This is a genomic window from Dyadobacter sp. 676, assembly GCF_040448675.1.
Lineage (GTDB): Bacteria > Bacteroidota > Bacteroidia > Cytophagales > Spirosomataceae > Dyadobacter.
In genome coordinates, this window is record NZ_CP159289.1 from 5,369,543 (window position 1) to 5,391,663 (window position 22,121).

Here is a 22,121-nt window from a genome sequence, read left to right on the forward strand (position 1 = left end):
TAGCTATCTATGCAAGAAAAATAGTAGTTTCTCCGCGTTCCTAGCGGCGATTTTCGCGTCCAGGACCGAAGAAAATATATCGCCTTTCTTTTCCAGCCGTTTGAATATGGTGTCCTTGTTGTAAGCATAGCGATCGAGCGTTGGCGTAACTTCCCGCCAGTCCAGCGGGGTGCTTACCGTAGGCTGGTGGTAAGGACGAATGCAGTAGGGTGCAGCCAGCGTGTCGGCATAGTCATTCTGATTGGCGTCTATATAGACCCGGTCACCACGTAGGCTGATCGTTTCGCTTCTGGTACTGATCGCCTTAACAAGTGGGTGGATTTGATCGGCCAGAGCGTTAGCAATGATACGGCTCTGTGTGAAATCGAACCCCTGGCAAGGAATATAAATGTGTAACCCTGTCTTACCCGAGGTTTTGATCAGCGATTTTACTTTATGGCTCGCCAACACGTCTTTTGCTGCCAAAGCCACATCGACGGCTTTTTTAAATCCAGCCTCTTCCGAACCTGAATCCCCTTTGCTGACGGTCGGGTCCAGGTCCAGCCAAATGTAATCCGGAGTCTCCGGCGCCTCGGTCCTGGATGCCCATGTGTTGATATCCACGCAGCCGCAATCGACCATAAACAGCAGCGTTTCCAGGTTGTTGCACACCAGGTAGTCAATCCGGTTTCGTTTTCCTGCTTTGGCGACTCTCCGCTTATCGGTAAAAATGTCTGCACAAGCCGGCTGGCGGTTCTCCATGTCTTTTATAAAGGTGGTCGGACCGCCGGCATGGGTAAGCTTTAAGTTGAGCGACTGCGGTCTATCGGCAAGATGTGGTAAAATGTAATGAGCAACCCGATTGTAATACAGTGCCAGGTCACCCTTAGCCACACCGGACCATATTTCACGCTCAATGTCATGTAATTGTATCCTGCAGTGCTCAAGGTCAAAGTCTGTTACCTCCTTGCCTTCATAGCTTTCGTCGACGCGCCGCCAGTTACTGCCTTCATTCAGGTAGGTTTTCTTTTTGGCTGAGGCTGTTTTCTGTTTACGGGTTGACACCCGATTCTGCGTTTCTTCTGCTTCGGCCTCGATAATCTCTGTCTCTTTGGGCACCTCACGGACGACATCCTTAGCCTTTTTATCTTTACGAAAACCAAGAAAGGTTGCGGGCTTGCGAATCCTGCCGGACTTTGTCCAAGTAGCAAACTCAAAATTTGCTACCAGCTCCGGGCGGACATAGTGCATAACCGCGCCCTTTGTATCCAGGATAGGATTTGCAAAGGGCGATTTGTCTATTTCCAAAGCCTTGAGCTTTTTTAGGATTTCGGGCATTTCTTTGTCCTTGTAGCCTCCACCGCTGCGGCCTATCCAGATAAACTTGCCGTTTTCATAGGCACCGAAAAGCAAACTTTTGAAAGATCGTGATTTTGTCGATTCCGCCCAGGCACCGATGACAAATTCCTGCCGCTTCCTTGTCGGAATCTTCAGCCAGTCGTTGCCCCGTTCACCCTGGGCGTAAACACTGTCTTTTCTTTTGGCGACAATCCCTTCCAGGTTTTCTGCCAATATCTGTTCATACAAAGCTTTGCCATCATCGAAGCTCTCACTGAATTTCAATACCGGCTGATCCTTGATAACGGACCTTAATAGTTCCTTTCGTTTGGTCAGCGGCAAGTCCATTAGACTTTTACCGTCCATCCACAGCAGGTCAAAGACACAATAGCTGATCGGTGTGTTGTGGCCATTGTACTTTTGCAGCGCATCAAAATCTGGTTTGCCCTCCTGGTTAAAAACAACAACCTCGCCATCAATGACTACGTCATGTTTAAGCGCTTTAAGCGCCTGCTCAACCGGTGGATACTTCGCCGTATAGTTGAGGCCGCTTCGCGAGTCCATCCGGACTTTTTCCGACTTTACGTAGGATACGATCCGGTAGCCGTCCCATTTCACTTCAAAAAGATAGTCAGGTAAGCTTGGCACCTCCTTTACCAGTGTGCATAACATTGGATCGATGCGTTCCGGCATTGGGTCTTTCTTGCGCTTTACCATACGTCGTCCTTTGAGATATTTAGCGTATCTATAGCGTATTGAGCTATGTCATCTGAGATGCTCGCGTTTTCTATACGCTCGCGCAGGTGTGCTTCCCAATCATTCATTGCGGCCTCAGCCGTGTTACCGCAACCAAATATTCCTTCCTGGGGATCAGGGCCGAGCAGGCAACAGAAATCCGTCCCCTCTCGCCAAATAACCGGTCGCAGTTCCTTTACCCGATGTGACAGGCCTTCCGATTCAAAATCGACGGGAACCTGCATTTCCTGTGGTATATCCATCTGTTTCATAACTAGCTCATTTTAGAATGAAAACAATACTGGCACATCTTTGTTGTGATGCAACAAGCGTACCAGTCCAAGACCTTTAATCCGGAGGTTCGTATCTATTAAGTCAACATTCCTCAGGCGATGTCAACTCTTGTATTTCTGGAACACTTTTTAACTTCTTCTACTTACGTTTAAAGGACTAATATGCTGCTACTCCAAATGCTATTGCCAATCAAGGATGAGAAGGGCGATCCTTTCCCAGGACACTACTTTGCAGACCTTCGGGAAGAGTTGGCGACCAAGTTCGGCGGGATAACGATTTATAGCCGCTCACCTGCCAAAGGTCTTTGGAAAGAATCAGGCAGCTCTCTTGTAACAGATGAAATGATCATTTACGAAATATTGATGCAGGAAGTAGACTTACCTTATTGGCAAGGACAAAAAATGAGGCTTCAAGAGCTGCTGCGTCAGGATGAGATCTTGATGCGGTACCATGAAGTAGCCACGATATAGAGCTCATTAAACATGCGTCTTTCTAAATGTCAGATTGATCCGGGCGGTCATAGGAGTACTTGATTTCGCGATCCTGTGCTCCCAATATTTTTGAAGATCGGCTTTCATGAGTAATAGAGAGCCGTGTTCGAGCGCAATGGAATACCGCTGGCTATGATTGTCCTTACTCCTGAAGTCGAAATTGCGTACCTGTCCAAGGCTCACCGAGGCAATATCGGTTTTGACGCCAGGGATTGTGTCCTTATCAGCGTGCCAGGCGACACTATCGTTACCGTCCCGGTAATAATTTAGTAGCACGCCATCAAACCGGATGCCGGTCACAACCATGATCCTTTGCCTGAGTGATTGCAGTTCCGCGGTCATTGGCCTCGGTGTCCTGACATCATTCTCCCTGATCGGCCTCGGTCCATACCAGGCGCAAAGGCGCGGCGTCACAATCTCTTTGTCATACATTATCACTTTATGTTGTTCCCAGGGGACTGTTGTTAAGAAGAGCTTCAGCAGCCTGCTTGCCTCGCTCTCATTGATAAAGCCCGGTGTATATTGCATTAAATGCTGCGGCAGCCGGAGCTGCTGTTGATCATCAAATAGTTTGAACTGCATCACTTCTCTACCTTTTCTTCTATTTTACTTAATCGCTTCAACACCTCACTTAACGTATGGGATATGTGTTGAACATCAGCAACCGGCTCCGGAATCGCCTTGGACTGATAGCTGTGGTACTTCCAGATTTCAAGCACTTCTTTAATTTCCACCTCATAAGGCTTGTATTGCGGATTGAGGGATTCCAAAAGAAGTGATCTCTTTTCAGCATTAACCGTTACTTTTTTGAAAACAAAGTCCTGCTCGCCTTTGAGAATGACGATGCATAAAGTTCCGGCCTTTATCGCTGTCCAATCCTCCGCAAACTGACAGAGAACATCTGCACCCTCGGGCAAGGGCAGCATCGAATCGCCTGATGTCGGAAACATCCTGAACGTGCCTGAGGGAAGGTTAGGAAAGGAAAACTTAGGCAGCGCAGCAATATATTCCGGGTTCGCATGCCCGTCACGGTATCCCGCCTTGGCCTTCACCGGCACATACTCAACATTTTCCTTATTGGCTTTGTCGACGGTGATCGCAAGTATCCGCAGATTACTTCCGGCCAGGTAGACATCGTTGCCCGCCTGAAGGTCCCGTAGCTTCAATTCCCCAAGCTTGGAGATATCTATCCGCATCAGCGTGTCGATGCTAAGCCGGAAATAGTCAGAGAATTTGAAATAATCCTCCGGCTGCGGGGCGGCTGTCCTTCCGGATTCCAAGGCATGTAATTTCACCCGCGTCATAAAAAGCTCGTCAGCAAGCTCTTGCTGCGTTTTTCTCTTTCGCTCCCGGAGAAATTTAATGTTCTGTGCAAAAAAATATTTTGGAGGATTCATCGAGTTTAGCTACAATTGGTATCATTAGTTTGTTACAATTAGTATCAAAGTTAAAGTAAAATTGTGATGCGATGGAAACTGCGAAGAAAAAAAATGAGCTGATTGCCAAGCTGCGGAGTGAGATTCTTTCGCTGCAAGGTTTCCGCCCACCTTCACCAGGGGGCAGCCATACCAATTTAGGCTTAGGTCCGATCGAAAAGGCTTTCCCGGGCGGTGTTTTTCCAACCGGCGCAATCCACGAATTCATCAGCAGTCTGCCAGAAGAGTCGGCGGCTACTACCGGCTTTATGGCGGCATTGGCTGGTCGGCTCATGAAAACAGACGGCATGTGCGCCTGGATCGGCACCAAACGAAACGTCTTCCCTCTAGGGCTTTCTCCGTTTGGCGTAGCCGCCGACAGGATCATCTTTGTTGACCTCAAAAGGGACCGCGATCTGTTGTGGGCGCTTGAAGAAGCCCTAAAATGCGACGCACTTTCTGTGGTGGTTGGCCAGATAAAAGAGTTGAACCTCACCGAATCACGCCGCCTTCAGCTGGCTGTGGAAGAAAGCCGGGTCACCGGACTCATCCATAGAGCTAACCCACGTATAGCCACCGCCGTTGCAGCGGCCTGCAGGTGGCAGATAAAACCGGTACCCGCGAAGCCCGTGGGTGGACAGCTCCCCGGTGTTGGTTATGCCACCTGGGATGTTTCCGTCCTCAAAATCCGCAACGGCGAACCGGGCAGATGGCGCATCAATTGGGCAGAAGACCATTTTGAGCATATAACCGAAACACAGCAAGTTTCTCAGGAACACCTACTACAAGTCGGATAGAGATGAAACGGTATGTGGCCATATGGTTCCGGCATCTGCTTACAGATCGCGAGCTGCTCAGAAGGCCCGAGCTTGCGGGAGAGCCGTTTGTGCTCGCTGCCAAGCAGAGGGGACGCATGATCGTGATGGCTTCCAGCAGTATCGCCGAGAAGGCGGGGGTAGTAACTGGCATGGTGGTCGCCGATGCGCGTGCCGTGCTTCCGAAATTAATAGTAATTGACTATGATCCTTCGATTGAACAGAGCCTTCTGACAACGATTGCCGAATGGGCGATCCGTTACACGCCGCTTGTGGCATTGGACCTGCCCGACGGGCTGATCCTGGATGCGACCGGTTGTGCGCATCTATGGGGAGGCGAAACGCCATACCTAAAAGACATCATGGGCCGCCTGAAAACGTCTGGCTATGATGTACGCGCCGCGATGGCCGACACGATCGGAGCTGCATGGGCTATGTCCCGGTTTAGCCGGGCTTTCCCTATTATCGCTCCCGGCGGACAAATGGAGGCTATTATGCCACTGCCGCCCAATGCGCTCAGGCTACCGGGTGAAGTCGTAGAGAAGTTGCATAAGTTGGGCCTGTATCAAATTAAAAGCTTCATTTCAATGCCACGGCCGGTGCTCAGGCGCAGGTTTGGGCAAATCATGCTTGATCAATTAGGAAAAGCGCTTGGCCATGTCCATCAAGGATTTATGCCCGTACAGCCTCTTGAACCTTTCCAGGAGCGCCTACCAAGCATGGAACCGATCCGCACGGCAACGGGCATCGAGATAGCTCTCCAAAAGCTGCTTGAAAAGATGTGCACCAGGCTTGCAGCCGAGGATAAAGGACTTCGGCAGGCCATTTTAAAATGTTACCGCTTAGATGGCGAAATCAGGCAGGTCGAGATTGGAACCAGCGGCCCTTCGTGCAGTACAGCTCACCTGTACAAGCTGTTTGAACTTAAAATTCCAACTATTGAGCCGGCGCTAGGTATAGAGCTATTCGTACTCGATGCCCCGGTGGTCGAGCCCATGCCAGCAGCCCAGGAAGCACTATGGAACCTGAGCAGCGGCAATAAAAAAGGTGGCTATCGCCGAACTGCTGGACCGCCTGGCAGCCCGGGCCGGCAGCGAGGTGATACACCGGTATCTTCCGGCAGAACATCACTGGCCGGAGCGCTCAATAGTGGAAGCCTCATCTCTTGAAGACCATCCGCAAACTTATTGGCGCACAGACCAGCCAAGGCCTGTTGAGCTTTTGGCCAACCCCGAACGAATTGAGGTGAGTGCGCCAGTGCCGGATTATCCGCCTATGGTTTTCCGCTACAAGGGCACGGTGCACAAGGTAAAGCGAGCCGATGGCCCTGACCGCATTGAACAAGAATGGTGGCTTTCCGACGGATTGCACCGCGACTATTACCTGGTTGAAGATGAAAACGGAAACCGTTACTGGATATTCCGCCTGGGGCATTATGGAGATGATCATAATCCTGATTGGTTCCTCCACGGCTTCTTCGCTTAAAAAGTATTTGCAATGAGATACACTGAACTACAAGTGACCACCAATTTTAGCTTTCTTAGGGGCGGCTCGCATCCTGAGGAACTGGTCGAGCAGGCTGGTCTGTTGGGTTACGATAAAATTGCTATAACAGACCGCAACACACTCGCTGGAATCGTTCGGGCACATGCTGCCGCCCGTGACACCAAATTACAGATCATCCCGGCGGCTCGCCTGGACCTGATGGACGGCCCCAGTTTACTGGCATATCCGACAGATAAAGAAGCCTATACTCGCTTGTCAGCCCTGCTCTCCAAAGGGAACCTGAGGACGGAGAAAGGAAAATGTGAGTTGTACAGGCGTGATGTTTATGAGCATGCCCAGGGTATGAAATTCGTTGCAGTTTCACCGGATTGCCTCTCGTCAGGCTATAAATTTGAACCGGGATTTGAGACTGCGCTGAAGGATTATCGCTCCGAACTCGGCCAGGACCTGTACCTTTCAGCGTGCCGCTCGTACCTGGGAACCGATCACAAAAAGCTGTTCAGGATCTCAGAGCTATGTGAAAAGCTTGGCATCCCCATGATCGCAACTAATGATGTCTACTACCATCACCCCGAGCGCCGCCAGCTGCAGGATGTTGTGACGTGCATCCGCGAAAAGTGCACGATATACGATGCAGGCTTCCGCCTTCATCAAAATGCTGAGCGCTATCTAAAAGACCAGGCGGAGATGCTACGCTTATTCCGTAATTACCCGGACGCGATCCGGCGTACGCAGGAAATAGCCGAAGCATGCACTTTTTCCTTGGATAGCCTGAAATATGTCTACCCGGAAGAGATTACGAGCGAAGGCCGCACGCCGCTGGAAGAACTTACCTTTTTGGCCTGGAAAGGAGCACGCGACTTCTATGGCGAGCCGTTACCTGAAAAGGTGGTAAACGCCATCAACCATGAATTACGGTTTGTCGAGGAAATGGACTATTCAGCGTATTTTCTAACAGTATATGATATTGTCCGTTTCGCCCGCGAGCGCGGCATCCTTTGCCAGGGACGCGGATCGGCCGCGAATTCCACCGTATGCTTCTGTCTGGGAATTACTAGTGTCGATCCAACGAAGTTCGATTTGCTCTTTGAGCGGTTTATATCTTCGGCTCGAAATGAACCACCGGACATAGACGTGGATTTTGAGCATGAGCGGCGCGAGGAAGTCATTCAATACATCTATGAGAAGTATGGTCGCGACCGCTCGGCTATTGTGGCTACTGTTACGCAGCTACACCAGAAAGGAGCCATCCGCGACGTCGCAAAGGTAATGGGGATGTCAGTGGATGCTATTAACAAGCTTTCCAGCTCCATTTGGGAGTTTACCGATGAATGGTTTGAGGGTAAGCGGATTTCAGATCAGGGTTTTAATGCAGACGATCCTCATTTAATTAAAACTCTTGATTTAACCCGTCAGTTCATGGGCTTTCCTCGGCAGCTTGGCCAGCATACAGGTGGCTTTGTGATCACCCAAGGAAAGATTACGGACCTTTGCCCGATCCTGAATGCCCGAATGCCGGGCCGCACAAACATCGAATGGAACAAAGATGACATTGATGCGCTTGGCTTTCTCAAAATTGATGTGCTTGCCCTGGGTATGCTCACCTGTATCCGCAAAGCGTTCGACCTTGCTAAGTTGCATTACGGGCTCAATCTCACGCTGGCCAATATCCCGCAGGACGACCCGGCAGTCTATGAAATGATCGGCCATGCCGACACTATCGGCGTGTTCCAGATTGAGAGCCGTGCACAACAATCAATGCTACCACGGCTAAAGCCAAAGGACTTTTATGACCTGGTCATAGAAGTAGCGATCGTGCGGCCTGGACCGATCCAGGGTGATATGGTGCATCCCTATTTGCGACGCCGGAACGGCGAGGAGCCTGTCGAATTTCCTTCCAAGGAGCTGGAAGACATTTTGGGAAGGACGCTTGGGGTACCACTGTTTCAAGAACAGGCAATGAAAATTGCGATTGTAGCCGCAGGTTTTACTCCTACAGAGGCAGACAAGTTGCGCCGCAGCATGGCAACTTTCAAACTTAGCGGTATGGTCACCCAATTTGAAAAAAATTGGTTGACGGCATGACCGGTCGCGGTTATACGGAAGAGTACGCAAGGCGTATTTTTAAGCAACTAGAAGGCTTTGGCAGTTACGGCTTCCCGGAAAGCCATGCGGCCAGCTTCGCCTTACTGGTCTATGTTTCCTGTTGGCTCAAATACTATTACCCGGATGTGTTTTGCGCTGCTCTGCTCAACAGCCAGCCCATGGGATTTTATCAGCCGGCGCAGATAGTTGGCGATGCGCGAAACCACGGGGTTGTTGTTCGCCCGGTAGATGTAAACCTTTCCTATTGGGACAACACCCTTGAAGAGCAGGATGGCAAATACCGCGCAGTGCGCCTGGGATTTCGCCAAATAAAAGGTATCCGTCAGGAGGACATGGAACTGCTGGTGAGTGGAAGAGTAACACCTTATAAAGCCATTCATCACATAAGGGATGCCGGTGTGTCGCAGGCGGCATTGGAAAGACTCGCGGATGCCGACGCCTTTCGCTCAATGGGCATGGATCGCAGGAAAGCTATGTGGGAAGCCACCGCACTTTCTGATCGTCCGATGGGCATATTTACCGGCCATCAATCAGCAAGCGATTTCGAAGAGCCTGTTTCGCTTCCCAAATTGTCTTTGTCAGAGCACGTCGTTCAGGACTACGCTTCTATTGCTCTGTCGCTTAAGGCACATCCCGTGAGCTTTGTCCGCCAGCAGCTTACCGCAAACTTTGTCACTTGCAACAGCGATCTTTCTAAGTTTAAGGATGGTATGATCATCAGAGTGGCTGGTCTTGTCCTGGTACGCCAAAGGCCGGGCACCGCAGGTGGCGTATGCTTCATTACAATCGAGGACGAAACAGGCGTTGCGAACTTGGTTGTCTTTAAAAGCCTGTTTGAAAAGTTTCGATCGGAAATCCTGACATCCCGCCTTTTAATGGTTGAGGGAAAGTTGCAGATCGAAGGTGAAGTCATTCACGTCGTGGCTAAGCGATGCTTTAATATGTCGGCCCTGCTACGTGGATTAAATGTAAGTAATGACGAAGACCCGGATGTGTCGACCCTGTCACGAGCAGACGAAAGGGACGAATACGCCAGCCAGGCAGTCAATAAAAAAACACAGGTTCGCAAAAAAGCCGTCCAGCTTGAAATCTTTCCCTCTGGGCGGAATTTCAGGTAGTTTTCACAATTTGAAACAACTTTACTAAATTGAATGTAAACCCTGATGACCTAATGACCGCCGCCTACAATCCCTTTGAAATCCTCAATATTCCGATGTTGAAGCGGATTGCGCAGCATGGCAATCACTTCATTGTGCTGCAGCGGTTCAACTGGCCCGGCATAGAGCCTGGCCGCGGCTTTATGGGCACTCCTTACACCGATCAGGTCAAAGCAGCGCAGCACGTTTCGCACTTGTCAGAGAAAGAAGGAAAGGTATTAAACCTCAGTGCAGACGCCACCAAAATTACCGACCTGATCAATGATCCGAAATACTACTTATTCCTTAATACTTTTCGTGACCCCAATTGGGATAACAGAATTCTTAAACATTATCAAAGAAATATTATATCTTACCTGAAAGCGAGAATGCCCATCCGGCAAACCGACCAGATTGACATCAACCTTTCGCTACAGTACGGAAGGCTCAAAGCAGTTGTTACTGCGAACGGACCGGAACACACTTTTGATGCATATGAAATGATTAAATAAAGCGCCCTATGTGTTACGACATCTCACTACACAGCGACATTGAGCTGACTCGGGAAGTGTTCCCAAAAGTCAAGGATCAGCGTGTCAGCCTGGAATCCCCAAATCAGGAACACGTCCTTTCTTTCGGTTTTCCGGAATTTCCGATTATTTCCCGGCAAGGAGCCGACTTGATTCTTTCGAACATGGAGTGGTCGGTCGATCCGACCTACGAGAAAGACCCTGTAATGCGCAAGAAAAAGAGGATCAAAATGGCTGACATGCAATCCGAGCGCGTGCTCGGCGATACACGTTCATACTGGTACCGTTTGCGCAAAAACAGGTGCCTGATTCCGGTGAGTGGCACTTACGAGCATCGGGCGATTACCGGCTGGGCCAATAAGGTCCCGTATTACATTTGGGCAAAAGATCGCGCAATACAATTTTTGCCTGGCTTGTACCAGCTCTATGAGAGCATTGGTCCAAATGGTGAAAAAATACAACTGGGCAGCTTTGGAATGCTGACGCGCACAGCCAATGAAGTGATGGCCAATATTCATAATGACGGGGAGTTTAAGCACCGGATGCCACTGTTCCTGACGCCGGAATTGGAGCAATTCTGGCTGTCTGAACATTTCACGGATGCTGACATGAAGGCAGTTTTTGATTATCAGCTACCATCTGAAATGCTTGCTTATCATCCGGTTTTCAGCGTGAGAGGTAAAAAGCCGCGACCCGATGGGAAACATAAGTATGAGCCGTGGCATTATGACGACCTCCCGCCTTTGGGGAATGATGAGCCAAGGCAACCGCAGTTGTCAATTTTCTAGTTTGTCCGGCGCTATCAGCTTCAAAACGTTTCGTCATCATTCGAGGCCAGCGCTTGTCACTAACAAATATTAGAGAGCTATGCAGGAAAAAGGCTAAATTTGTCGAAAACACCCTCAACTGACACAAAATGCACTTGCCGTTCCCGCCATCAGCAATCAAATTCTCCACCAGCCGGTATGCTAGTCGTTTTCCCTATATGGGCGGTTGCTCGATACTTACATCTTCACTGACGCACTAGTGGCTTATATTCAGCAAATTGAAAATTAGCGGTTTCAGGTGTCGAAAAAAACATTATACAATTACAAAATACAGTTACCCAAAGCATCAACAAAATTGTTACTTTGGGTATCAGACTCAAAACAATTAGATTAGAAGTAAAATCATGGCATTAAACATACAGCATCTTGAACATGAAATAATTGACCAATATCTATATGACACGCATCCTTCTAGGCCTTGGATCGTTGGTTTTAGCGGCGGAAAGGATAGCACAATGCTCTTGCAGGTCGTATGGAATGCTCTGCGGAAAATTGATCCAATATTGCTGACTAGGCAGGTGTATGTTGTGTGTAACGATACCTTGGTTGAAAATCCGAAAATTGTTAAGTTCATTAACAAAACACTGAAAAAAATCCAAAAGGCGGCTGTGGATCAACAAATTCCAATTGTTGTAGAAGAAACAATCCCAAAGCTAGATGACACATTCTGGGTGAGGCTCATCGGACTTGGTTACCCGGCGCCTAACAGGTTTTACCGATGGTGCACGGAAAGACTTAAAATTAACCCAACTACTCGTCTAATAACAGAAAAAATCGCTGAAAACGGGGAGGTGATTCTCTTGCTAGGTACAAGGAGCGCAGAGAGTTCCAGCAGGGCAGCATCTATAAAGAAATTCGAGGTAACCGGCCAGCGGTTAAGAAAACACCAATTGCCCAACGCATATGTCTATGCTGCTATCAAAGATGTTACGACAAATGAGTTATGGCAATATTTAAATCAAGTACCGCCACCATGGGGCGGAACGCACAAAGAACTTGTAACACTTTATAGGAATGCGAACGCCGGGGACTGTCCACTTGTAATTGACGATAGTACTCCGAGCTGCGGAAACAGCAGATTCGGTTGCTGGGTATGCACTGTGGTGAACAAAGACAGATCCATGGAAGGATTGATTGAAAACGGCGAAGAATGGATGCAACCCTTGTCTACAATTCGAAATTTTCTAGTCGAAACAAGAGATAATCCGGAAAAATGGAGAGAAAAAAAACGACGGGACGGTACGGAGAAAGAGGGAATCTGGGGGCCTTATAGGTTTGACACAAGAGTAGAGATATTAAAAAGGGTTCTCAAGGCTCAAAAGAGTCTAGAGGAAACGGAAGGAGTCGAACTTATTACACATCAAGAACTGGTGCTAATTCAGTTTCATTGGTACCGAGACCTTTTCTTTAAAACAAAGGTCTCCGACATATATAACAAGATCTACAAAACACATCTGGACATGAGCAAACATGATGAGAAGTTCCGAGAGGAAGAAGAACTCTTGCGCAAGTCATGCAAACAAGAACCAAGTGACGTGGAACTAATTCAAGACCTACTAGCCCTTCAGAAGACGAAAACGCTGATGATGCGAAAAAGAGGCCTATTAGACGATATCGAAAATCGGCTTGACCAGTTCATTAAGGATTCACAAGAAAGAAATATTTAATGACGATAAAAGATATTACACTGAATAATTTCCGCATCTATAAGGGCGAGAATTTGATCGACCTCAGCTCAGAGGGAAAGAGAAACATATACATAGTGAGCGGCAGGAATGGATTCGGAAAAACCACGTTCTTAATGTCGTTAGTATGGTGTATGTATGGTCGAAATATGCAGGAAGTAGATGATCTTTATAAAAAAGAAATCGAAGATCAAGGAGGATACAGTAAGTACATTACAGGCTCATTGAATAGGCTGGCCAAAACCGAAGGAGAGCATAGCTTCTCGGTTTCAATCCTTTTCGAAAACATAAATATTCCTCAGCTTGGCCCTTGCAAGGAAATTCTTATAAAAAGGCAATATAACACACTCACCGGTAGTGAGGATTTAGACGTTTTGATTGACGGCTACCAAAGTGAGTTGGCAAAGGAAGTCGGCCAAGAGATTTTTATCCGGGAATTTATTATGCCAATTGAAATCGCGAAATTTTTCTTTTTTGATGCAGAAAAAATCGTGAATCTAGCCGAAGTCACAACTAACGAGCAAAGAAAGAAATTAAGCCGCGCATATTCGGAAGTTCTAGGGATAAAAAAGTACGAGGACATAAGAGGAAATCTGGAAAACCTACAATTGAAACTCCGCCAAGAGTCAGCAAGCGCGGCTGAAAAGGGACAATTAGAAAAAATAAAAGCGGAAGTCCATTCATTCGAAGAGCAGATTAAGGAGAACGAGGGTAAAATCGTTGACCTAAGAGAATTGCGTAACGAAAAAAACAAGGAGTCCCGAGATATCCAGGAAAAGTTAATAAGAGAAGGTAGCCTAATCACGGTAGAAGAGTTACAAAAACTTAGGCAACTCGAAGAAGAACTAAATAAGCGGCAGTCGGATTTACAGACTGAGTTGAAGGATTCATACGATATCATTCCTTTTGCCATCGTTGGTGAGACTTTCCTCGACGTCAGCAAACAACTCGAAAATGAAGCGAATTTTAAAGCGGCGCAATACAAAGAAGAAAATGTGCGGGGGGTGACAAATAAGATCTTAACAGATTTATTGAACACTCCGAAGCCCTCTGATTTGCCAATCGATCACAGGGTTCACGGCTTCTATGCAGATTCGTTTGAGAAATTAATCAGAAAACATTTCTTTGCCGACACGCCTGCCCTACCGGACGAGTTTAGGGTATTGCATGAATTTTCCGATTCAAAAAAAGAACGAGCTCTCTGCACTGCTAAGCAACATTAAACTTTCCTTTCGAGAGTCGTTTAGGCGGATAAATGCCGAGTACAATTTGGCCCGAAACGAATTAAACAATATTCGGAGACGCATAAAAGATGCTGAGGCAAATCAGGAAAACCCGATAATAGCCGAACTCCGGCGAAGAAAAGAAGAGCTGGATACAGAAATCGTCAGAATCGACGACACGGTAGACTCACTAAACAGGGAAATTGGTGAATTTCTGAACGAAAAAACCCAACGGGCAAAGCGTATAGAGGAGCTCTCAAAAAAAATTAAGTGTTTCGGAGAAAAATAAAACAAAAGACGAAATTATTGCCCGAAATATCACAAACCTTAAAGATTTTATTTCAAAATTCAAGGCTAAAAAGAAAGCATCCCTAGAGTCTCAAATTCTGGCAGGACTAGAAACACTTATGCATAAAAAAGGTTTCATCAAGAAAGTAGAAGTTGAAATAATTGGCGATGATATTGACATCATCTTAAGGAATATACGTGGAGAAGAGATAAAAAAGGAATCTCTCAGCAAGGGTGAACAGCAAATGTACGCAACCGCGCTGCTGCGCGGTCTGGTAGAAGAGAGTGACATTCAGTTCCCTGTCTTTATTGATTCACCTATGCAAAAGTTCGACGAGCAGCACGCTGAAAATATTGTAAAGTATTTTTACCCCAATATATCCGATCAAGTCGTGATATTCCCACTTATTAATAAGGAGTTGACGGAGAGGGAATATAAATTTATTTCAAAGCATATCGCAAAGACGGTATTAATAAACAATCTGCATGAAGACAAGAGTGAATTCATTTCGCTCCCTCCAGACGATTTCCTGAACACCTATAATAGAATGTATAATCATGTTAATTAACATACGGACTTCAGAATCCAACAAGCCGGTCGTTCAGGAACTTTCTAGAAAAGTATTTCCTGGTGCTTCAGAAAATTACATATCGAGGGTTGCCTTTGCATACTCAATATCTCGCGGTGCGCATTTCGACCCAAGCAACAAAGAACATTTGCTAGATAGTCGTGGGAAAGAATACAAGGACGATATTCTATTTGGAAATTACAGAGACTATTACATTGCGATAATATGCCAACATTATCAACTCCACAAAACTGATCCAAGTATTGCAAAATATATAAAAATGCATATTGATCATGGATTGAAGTTGATGAACAAGTTATTTGAAGAAAATAAAAATTATTCAGGACTAGACTTTTTGCTGGAACATATTGAGAAGGGAATTGAAGCCTTAGATGAAACCACACAAGATAACGACGCCATCCTTTTAGATGAGCAAACCAGAAGGAATCGGATCTCCAATAAAAGGTACTTTGCAAATTCAATGAAAATTAAGGTTGGGAGCACGTTCAACGGAGAAGATATTTATTTTAAGATGAACGACATCAGTATCCACAATAATGCTCATGTAGCCGTTGCCGGCAATTCAGGTGTTGGGAAAACCTACTTCGCGAATTCATATTTGCAGCAGGTCGTTAGTGAATCAACCGGCCTCGTAAACTTCATCTATTTAGACTTCAAGGGGCTTAAAAAAGAAGACGAAAAGGCGCTACAACCTTTCTTTGAAAAGACCAAGGCCACGTATATCGATGCGCCACAAAAGCCATTTCCGATAAATCCATTAGCTTTTATTGATATTGTCAATGAAAAAAATCGCCTAATGGGAATAAATAAATTCGTTGACATAATTTCCAATTATAGCAACATTGGAAAAGTTCAACAGCAAACGTTGAAAGAAGCAACGAGACTAGCATTTCAGAACTCAAAAAAAGGGACGTATCCATCACTTCTGGAAATATATAAGAATGTTCTGGCCGTTGATGATAAACCGAGCACATTGACTCAGATCCTTCAAGATTTAAGTGAAATGGAGCTTTTCCAAACTACTGTAGACTTAAAGGACAGCTTCCTTAATAAGAACATCTATGTAAGCCTATCCGGCGACTTGCCGAACAATGTGCGCTTTACATCAGTCTTCCTCATCATCAATTACATTTATAACACGTTCATGAATATGGATAATGCACCGATTGAAGGAAACTTCCAAGGAATGCGTTATATTTTACTCATCGATGAGGCACATGTAATATTTAAGGAGAAGAAAAGCCAAGACCTTCTCGAAAAAATACTTCGGGAAATTCGTAGTAAGGGCGTTTCTGTAATGTTGCTTTCCCAGGGTATTGAAGAGTTCAATCAGCCCACCTTTGACTTCAGTAGTATGTGTGAAACGGCTTTCTTATTCGATATTAAAGACAAAATTAACCTAAGGCTAATGCAGAAATTTCTGGGTGTCGGTGACAAGGATCTTAACAGGTTAAAACAAAGTATGGAGAACATTCAACGATATCAACTTGTGAGTAACCTTAAAGAATATAAGGTGGCCGAACTATTTAAAGCATAACCTCTATGGCAAAAGTTGCGTTTTCCGTTGATGCGGGCATCATTAATCGACTTGGTCTCGAACTTGTTGCTAAATCTGAAACTGCATTGGCAGAACTTATCAAAAATGCATACGATGCAGACGCAAATGTTGTCAGTTTATACTTTGAAAATGCAGATTCGGAGGGAGGTAGTTTGACTATTGAGGACGATGGTGCCGGAATGGACAAAACTCAACTGATAAAAGGCTTTATGAGGCTTGCAACTACAGATAAGCTACATAATTCAATTTCTAAACAGTATAACCGGCCAAAAGCCGGCCGGAAGGGGATTGGTAGATTTTCGACCCAGCGCCTTGGAAAACGTCTTGAAATAATTACCCAAGCTGAGAATAAGAAGACGGCTCACAAGCTTGTCATCAATTGGGATGACTATAGGACCGATAAAGAAATTAGCCAAGTCACGAATGAATTAAATGTAGTAATTAAAGGTAGACCTAAAGGTGAGGGAACGACTTTGCTCATTAGTGATTTGAGAGAGAAATGGAGCGATGCGGACATTCGTCGGGTCTACCGATACGTTGCAGAATTGATTCAGCCAGATCTTCTGAAGGTCGGGGCTGGCGGTACTGTTGTCACTGAAGCAAAAAAAGAGGGTTTTGAAGTAAGATTCTTCCGCAGAAATCTTCCTACCGAGGATTGGGCTATTGTTGCTGACCCTCAGGTTATGTTACTCGATCGAGCGCTCGCTACATTTTCTGGCTATATAGACAGCAAGGGCTATGGGCACTGCAAGGTCGAATCAAAGGGCTTTACCTTCGAAGGAAGAAAAAAAGACTGAGCGACGAACTTGATATGGACAGCCCATTAGGCAAGTTACTGACCAAATCTCAGATAGCTTTTAAAGCCTATTATTTCATCGGTGGTGACCGAACTATTTACTATGGAATAACTAGATCCGAACTTGGTGTGATTTCTGACTATCTTGAAAAAAATGGCGGTATTAAATTATATAGGAACGGGTTCCGAGTACCGAAGTATGGCGATCAAGAAAATGACTGGTTAAGTATCGAAAAAAATTCACGTATTGGGAAAGGGATTCCGTTCAGCAACAAAAACCTGGTGGGATTCGTACAATTGACCGACCCCAAGGGGGAGGTTTTTGAGGAATCTGCTGGTCGTGAAGGCTTAATTGAAAAAGAGGCATTTACTCAGCTGCAGCAATTCATATCTAAAGCACTGCAAGATGCTTTCCTTCGATTTATCTCTTGGTTTCGGAAATCCGATGAATACAAAGCATCGAATCCAGATAAGAAACCGGCTCCGACTGCATCCTCCGTAAAAAAGAATGTTGCAAATCTGAAAGATGCCGCTGAAACTCTCCGCAATCCTGATGCTACAGAGGAACAAAAGGCTGAAGCGTCTATTAAGCTGGAAGTCGCTACAAAAATCTTTATTTCGGCCTCGAACGCAGCAATTAGCGAATTAGAGATGATGCGCGTTCTTGCGGGAACCGGGCTGACTATTGCCGAATTTATACACGAGGTTAAACAGATTGTTCCCTCAACGAAAAATTACATAGAAGACACCCTTGCTAAAAAGCCAGATACGGAAATTTCGGAGAATCTTCGAAATATAAAGTCAATCCTATCTTCTCTTGAGGCTTATACATCCTATTTTGATGAAACTATTTCAAAAAATGTTTTACGAGATTTACAACCAATCGATCTTCGCATAGCAGTTAAATCTTTCATGGAGGTCACGGCTTGGGATTTCAGACGACGAAAAATTGATATACAGCTTGGTTTAACTGGCAAAGACCTGATCTCAACTCCAATGCATCCTTCAGAATGGAATACGATTCTACAAAATCTCTACAGCAACGCTAAAAAGGCAATCATTAAAGCGGGAGTAGGGCGAGGGAGAATTCTTATTTCGGCACGGAAAGACATCTCGTCTGGAAATATTATTTTTGAGTTTCAAGACAACGGTTCTGGTATCAAAGAGAAAGATAAGTCAAGAATATTTGACGCTTTTTTCACTACTGCAACAAACAGAAATGATGAACTTGGCACTGGTACTGGTCTTGGACTGCACATTCTTCAACAAATGATCGTAAATCGAGGGGGCGCTATTACTGTTGAGTTGCCAGAAGCAGGCTTCAAGACAAACATCCGTATAACGCTTCCTCTTGCAAATACTACTGAACTTAAAAAGTATGGCTATTAACTTTCTTTACATTGATGATGAACCCGAAAAGGCGAAGGGGTTTGTTAAGCTATTAAACGATGGCGAAACACTGACATTTCATGTCGCCCAACCTCAGTCGTGGGATGCGACAAAAAAGGACCTTGTTGAACGGCAAGGTCTCAATGAATATGATGGACTGCTTTTGGATTTAAAACTAGAGTTTTCCGACGGGACTGAAATTGATGTGAAATTCAATGGGTCAGATTTGGCTCAGACTATTCGGACAGATGTCAAAGCTAAAAAGATCAATGATCTCCCTATTTTTCTTTGCAGCACCGATAAAAACTACATGTCATTTTTTGATAGAACAAGTATTGACCTGTTTGATCGTAAGTATAAAAAGGAAACTGATTTTTCAAGTGCCGAGATCAAGAATGAATTTATAGCCTTTTCGAATGCATACAAAGCCTTGCGTGGCCCAATGGGCGTTGAGGAAGTTCTAAAAAGAAACGTTGCTCAAAATGATGAATTGGTTGCAGTTGCCCTGGAGTTGGAGAAGTGTAAAACCCCGCATGAAGTAGTATATCTGGTAAATCAATTTGTAATTCACGCAAACGGCGTGCTACTCGATGAAAAGCTTCTTTCAATTCGACTTGGAATCGACTTGGAAAAGTCCGAAGGCTGGGGCCAGCTAAAAACGGAAATTTTGAACGCATTTAAATACGAAGGAATTCTAGGTGATTATTACCAACGCTGGTGGCAAGATGACATACTGAATTGGTGGAAGCAGATGGCTGGTACTAGCTTGAAGGTTTTGTCAGCCGATGAAAGAGTTAATTTTTTGAGACAGCATACAGGTATAACGCAAATATTGCCAATTCAAATGCCATCCAGCCATACTTTTGACACGTTTTGGTATGCATGTCGATTATCTGGTCTTCCGTTGGAGGCGTCAGACGGCCTCCGAACTATTGAAATGCCAAGATACGCCTGGCAAGAGCCAAATTACATTTCTCTCAGTTATATCCAGAGTGAGGATCGGGACCGAAAAGCAATTGTGGAATTGTTAGGTGCAAACGAGTTAAAACTTTTCTACGATCTAGAGAAACAATAATCCGATGAACTTTCCAATGCTCTTCAATCAGTATGTTGCTATCCTACAAAAGCATAGAAAGCAGCTGCAACTATTCCAGGTCGATCTGGACAAACTAAATGAAATAAAAAAGACGCTCGTCACGAGTGCGGAAACGTTTACCTATACATTTAGCAACATTAGGGTCGTTATCCCGAAGGTGCATCGCCCAAGTCATACGATCCCTCGTAATATCGGGGACATTGATATTGTTCTTTCGATCAAAGATGATGTAGTGATTAAGCGTCGGAACGAGAGTGTTGTCGAAGATCCCCTTCAGAGACTGAAAAAGTTCAACATGGTCCTAAGTTGTGGTGAATACACGTCTTCTTGGCATCTTGACAGGCACGAGTGGGAAGAAGGTCCAAATCATCAACCACCCAAAACCCTGCACCCCTTTTATCACTTAACTTTTGGCGGATATCACATGGAAGATCTGCAGGTCGACGATCATGACTTTTTTGGTAATGCGTTGATCGTACGAAGTCCAAGAATCATGCACCCACCAATGGAACTAATTCTTGGACTCGATTTTGTGTTTAACCACTTCATTCCACGCGGCTCCCTTGACTTATTGCAAGACCGAGCCTACACTAAAATTGTCAAGGATTTGAAGCGCAACATTTGGATGCCGTTTGCTTTGGCAATCGCGAAAAACTACTGCAATAACATAGAAATTGATGGTACCCGGCTCAAATTCGATGAACGCTTTGTGGCCTCCATCATAACCTGCTAAACGAATTTGATGCTTGCACGTCTACATCGTACTCGCCGTCAAATTGGACCTATCAGATTACATCTAATTTATCCATTGGGCGTAGGTCAGGATATCATGGAACGCAGGAGTCCTGCCATAGCCGTGACTTGAGCAATCGTTGTTTCAATTTCTTCCTTTGTGTTGTTTTTCCCGAGCGAGAACCGAATGCAATTGAATGCTTGATTTTCGCTCAAACCCATGGCTAGTAAAACGTGTGATGGCTCTATGCTTGCGGAGGTGCAAGCGCTGCCATTGCTGACGGCAATAAGGGGCGCGGATGAGTCCGGATTGCTTAGTCCCATAATCATTGCGTCGGAATCAATATTCTCGAAGCAAATGTTTGTCACGTTAAAAAGTCGGTTTTCGATATCACCATTTATTGAAGTACCATCAATCTTTAACAACTCCGTTTCCAAATAGTCACGGAGCTCGCTAATTCTTCGCGAATCGCTTAACATATGCTTCTGAGCGAGTGCACAAGCGGCTCCAAGGGCAACGATACCAGGTACATTAAGTGTGCCGCTCCTTAAACCCCTTTCGTGACCCCCTCCATGTATGAGCGCCGGAATTTTAATAGGCTTGGCCTGATTCCTTACGTACAAGACGCCGATTCCTTTCGGTGCATAAATCTTGTGCCCGCTGAAACATAGCAGGTCTATGTCCAAGCTACGAACCGAGATTTCCATTTTGCCTACAGCTTGCGTACAGTCCGAGAAAAATATCGCTCCGACACTATGCGCAAGCTGACTAATTTCGTTGATTGGTTGGATTACCCCTGTTTCATTATTCACATACATCACAGCGACAAGTATTGTATCTTGACGTAAATGGGATTTCAAACTGTCCAAATCGACTAAACCCTTTTCATCCACGCCTACATAAGAAACTTCGTAGCCCCGCTGTTCTAAGTAAGAACAAGTATCTAGAACTGCACTATGCTCTGTCGCTAGCGTAACAATGTGCCTACCTTTGGATTCATACCTTTCAGCAACGCCCTTAAGCGCAAGATTGATCGATTCCGTAGCACCGCTGGTAAAGACAACTTCATGCGGTTCACAATCAATTATTTCCGCTACCTGCTTCCGAGCAAGCTTCACCGCTTCATAAGCACCGACACCAAACTGATGAGTACTGCTCGCGTTCGCATAGTCGTGGGTAAGATAAGGCATCATTGCGTCAAGCACTGTTCGATCAATTTGGGTCGTCGCATTATTGTCCAAGTAAATAAGCGGTTTCGGCGATTGCATAGTAGGATAAACGAATTTGTGACCTCAAAGGTAATTAATGTGAGAAACTTATTTTCTGTAAACGGTCGACAACGTAATGCACATCAGTCATTAATTACATTGTAGCGACAAATGCGCACCAATGTCCGAAGCCCATATGTCAACCTTACGAAGCTTTGCCTGCCGAATCCCGCATTCTGAAGCCTTACCTTAAAGAGGACAAATGCCCAGCTTCCGTGTACGTTGGGAACGGAATAGACGAAGGCGAAAACAGAATTGGGATTTAATCCGAAGAACCCGGCGCAAGCGGTGGCTTAGGCCATGTTTTATTTGCGTGCCACAGC

The 22,121-nt window shown here is 45.7% G+C and carries 22 protein-coding genes; 17 read left to right on the plus strand and 5 right to left on the minus strand.

What is annotated here, in order from left to right; genetic code table 11:
- Nucleotides 1-3: 3 nt before the first annotated feature.
- Nucleotides 4-2,034 (minus strand): DNA ligase D, encoded by a 2,031-nt coding sequence (gene ligD / locus ABV298_RS23890; protein WP_353718666.1) that lies wholly within the window; start codon nucleotides 2,032-2,034, stop codon nucleotides 4-6.
- Nucleotides 2,028-2,324: a hypothetical protein gene (locus ABV298_RS23895; RefSeq protein ID WP_353718667.1), complete on the minus strand. Its 297-nt coding sequence runs from the start codon at nucleotides 2,322-2,324 to the stop codon at nucleotides 2,028-2,030. The genes ligD and ABV298_RS23895 overlap by 7 nt, the downstream gene beginning before the upstream one ends.
- Before the next feature lie 183 nt (nucleotides 2,325-2,507).
- On the opposite strand from ABV298_RS23895, the gene ABV298_RS23900 reads away from it, so the two are divergent.
- Nucleotides 2,508-2,816 carry a hypothetical protein gene (locus ABV298_RS23900; RefSeq protein WP_353718668.1) on the plus strand — a complete coding sequence of 103 codons (309 nt, stop codon included), beginning with the start codon at nucleotides 2,508-2,510 and terminating at the stop codon, nucleotides 2,814-2,816.
- A 6-nt stretch (nucleotides 2,817-2,822) separates the two neighbouring features.
- Here the strand turns inward: ABV298_RS23900 and ABV298_RS23905 are convergent, their stop codons facing one another.
- Nucleotides 2,823-3,419 carry an alpha-ketoglutarate-dependent dioxygenase AlkB gene (locus ABV298_RS23905; RefSeq protein ID WP_353723237.1) on the minus strand — a complete coding sequence of 199 codons (597 nt, stop codon included), beginning with the start codon at nucleotides 3,417-3,419 and terminating at the stop codon, nucleotides 2,823-2,825.
- Nucleotides 3,419-4,234 carry a LexA family transcriptional regulator gene (locus ABV298_RS23910; protein ID WP_353718669.1) on the minus strand — a complete coding sequence of 272 codons (816 nt, stop codon included), beginning with the start codon at nucleotides 4,232-4,234 and terminating at the stop codon, nucleotides 3,419-3,421. The genes ABV298_RS23905 and ABV298_RS23910 overlap by 1 nt, the downstream gene beginning before the upstream one ends.
- Before the next feature lie 71 nt (nucleotides 4,235-4,305).
- Between ABV298_RS23910 and ABV298_RS23915 the strand changes: the two genes are divergently transcribed.
- From ABV298_RS23915 to ABV298_RS23990, 16 genes are all read left to right on the plus strand, one after another.
- Nucleotides 4,306-5,049, plus strand: coding sequence for an Error-prone repair protein ImuA (locus tag ABV298_RS23915; RefSeq protein ID WP_353718670.1), 744 nt, complete (start codon nucleotides 4,306-4,308; stop codon nucleotides 5,047-5,049).
- Between the two features lie 2 nt (nucleotides 5,050-5,051).
- Nucleotides 5,052-6,236, plus strand: coding sequence for a DNA polymerase Y family protein (locus ABV298_RS23920; protein WP_353718671.1), 1,185 nt, complete (start codon nucleotides 5,052-5,054; stop codon nucleotides 6,234-6,236).
- Nucleotides 6,217-6,552, plus strand: a complete 336-nt coding sequence (locus ABV298_RS23925; protein WP_353718672.1) for a hypothetical protein — start codon at nucleotides 6,217-6,219, stop codon at nucleotides 6,550-6,552. The genes ABV298_RS23920 and ABV298_RS23925 overlap by 20 nt, the downstream gene beginning before the upstream one ends.
- A gap of 12 nt (nucleotides 6,553-6,564) precedes the next feature.
- Nucleotides 6,565-8,658, plus strand: coding sequence for a DNA polymerase III subunit alpha (gene dnaE, locus ABV298_RS23930; protein WP_353718673.1), 2,094 nt, complete (start codon nucleotides 6,565-6,567; stop codon nucleotides 8,656-8,658).
- Nucleotides 8,643-9,797, plus strand: a complete 1,155-nt coding sequence (locus tag ABV298_RS23935) for an OB-fold nucleic acid binding domain-containing protein (RefSeq protein ID WP_353718674.1) — start codon at nucleotides 8,643-8,645, stop codon at nucleotides 9,795-9,797. The genes dnaE and ABV298_RS23935 overlap by 16 nt, the downstream gene beginning before the upstream one ends.
- Nucleotides 9,798-9,850: 53 nt before the next feature.
- A complete protein-coding gene (locus ABV298_RS23940) occupies nucleotides 9,851-10,327 on the plus strand; it encodes a hypothetical protein (RefSeq protein WP_353718675.1) in 477 nt (158 codons plus the stop codon).
- Nucleotides 10,328-10,335: 8 nt separating this feature from the next.
- On the plus strand, nucleotides 10,336-11,133 hold the full coding sequence (locus ABV298_RS23945; RefSeq protein ID WP_353718676.1) for an SOS response-associated peptidase family protein: 798 nt from the start codon (nucleotides 10,336-10,338) through the stop codon (nucleotides 11,131-11,133).
- 383 nt (nucleotides 11,134-11,516) lie between these two features.
- Nucleotides 11,517-12,839 (plus strand): DNA phosphorothioation system sulfurtransferase DndC, encoded by a 1,323-nt coding sequence (dndC, locus tag ABV298_RS23950; protein ID WP_353718677.1) that lies wholly within the window; start codon nucleotides 11,517-11,519, stop codon nucleotides 12,837-12,839.
- Nucleotides 12,839-14,080, plus strand: coding sequence for an AAA family ATPase (locus tag ABV298_RS23955; protein WP_353718678.1), 1,242 nt, complete (start codon nucleotides 12,839-12,841; stop codon nucleotides 14,078-14,080). Before dndC ends, ABV298_RS23955 begins: the two co-directional genes overlap by 1 nt.
- A 46-nt stretch (nucleotides 14,081-14,126) precedes the next feature.
- Nucleotides 14,127-14,369, plus strand: a complete 243-nt coding sequence (locus ABV298_RS23960) for a hypothetical protein (RefSeq protein ID WP_353718679.1) — start codon at nucleotides 14,127-14,129, stop codon at nucleotides 14,367-14,369.
- A 118-nt stretch (nucleotides 14,370-14,487) separates the two neighbouring features.
- Nucleotides 14,488-14,937, plus strand: coding sequence for a hypothetical protein (locus ABV298_RS23965; protein WP_353718680.1), 450 nt, complete (start codon nucleotides 14,488-14,490; stop codon nucleotides 14,935-14,937).
- Nucleotides 14,927-16,495 carry a DndE family protein gene (locus tag ABV298_RS23970; RefSeq protein WP_353718681.1) on the plus strand — a complete coding sequence of 523 codons (1,569 nt, stop codon included), beginning with the start codon at nucleotides 14,927-14,929 and terminating at the stop codon, nucleotides 16,493-16,495. The genes ABV298_RS23965 and ABV298_RS23970 overlap by 11 nt, the downstream gene beginning before the upstream one ends.
- 5 nt (nucleotides 16,496-16,500) lie before the next feature.
- Complete coding sequence (locus tag ABV298_RS23975; RefSeq protein WP_353718682.1) at nucleotides 16,501-17,313, plus strand: ATP-binding protein; 813 nt, start codon at nucleotides 16,501-16,503, stop codon at nucleotides 17,311-17,313.
- 14 nt (nucleotides 17,314-17,327) lie between these two features.
- The gene (locus tag ABV298_RS23980) at nucleotides 17,328-18,701 is read left to right on the plus strand and encodes a HAMP domain-containing sensor histidine kinase (protein WP_353718683.1); all 1,374 of its coding nucleotides are present in this window, start codon (nucleotides 17,328-17,330) and stop codon (nucleotides 18,699-18,701) included.
- Nucleotides 18,691-19,776: a hypothetical protein gene (locus ABV298_RS23985; RefSeq protein WP_353718684.1), complete on the plus strand. Its 1,086-nt coding sequence runs from the start codon at nucleotides 18,691-18,693 to the stop codon at nucleotides 19,774-19,776. Before ABV298_RS23980 ends, ABV298_RS23985 begins: the two co-directional genes overlap by 11 nt.
- Nucleotides 19,777-19,792: 16 nt before the next feature.
- On the plus strand, nucleotides 19,793-20,530 hold the full coding sequence (locus ABV298_RS23990) for a hypothetical protein (RefSeq protein ID WP_353718685.1): 738 nt from the start codon (nucleotides 19,793-19,795) through the stop codon (nucleotides 20,528-20,530).
- 86 nt (nucleotides 20,531-20,616) lie between these two features.
- Here ABV298_RS23990 and ABV298_RS23995 read toward each other — a convergent pair whose 3' ends face one another.
- Complete coding sequence (locus ABV298_RS23995; RefSeq protein ID WP_353718686.1) at nucleotides 20,617-21,771, minus strand: cysteine desulfurase family protein; 1,155 nt, start codon at nucleotides 21,769-21,771, stop codon at nucleotides 20,617-20,619.
- Between the last annotated feature and the right edge of the window lie 350 nt (nucleotides 21,772-22,121).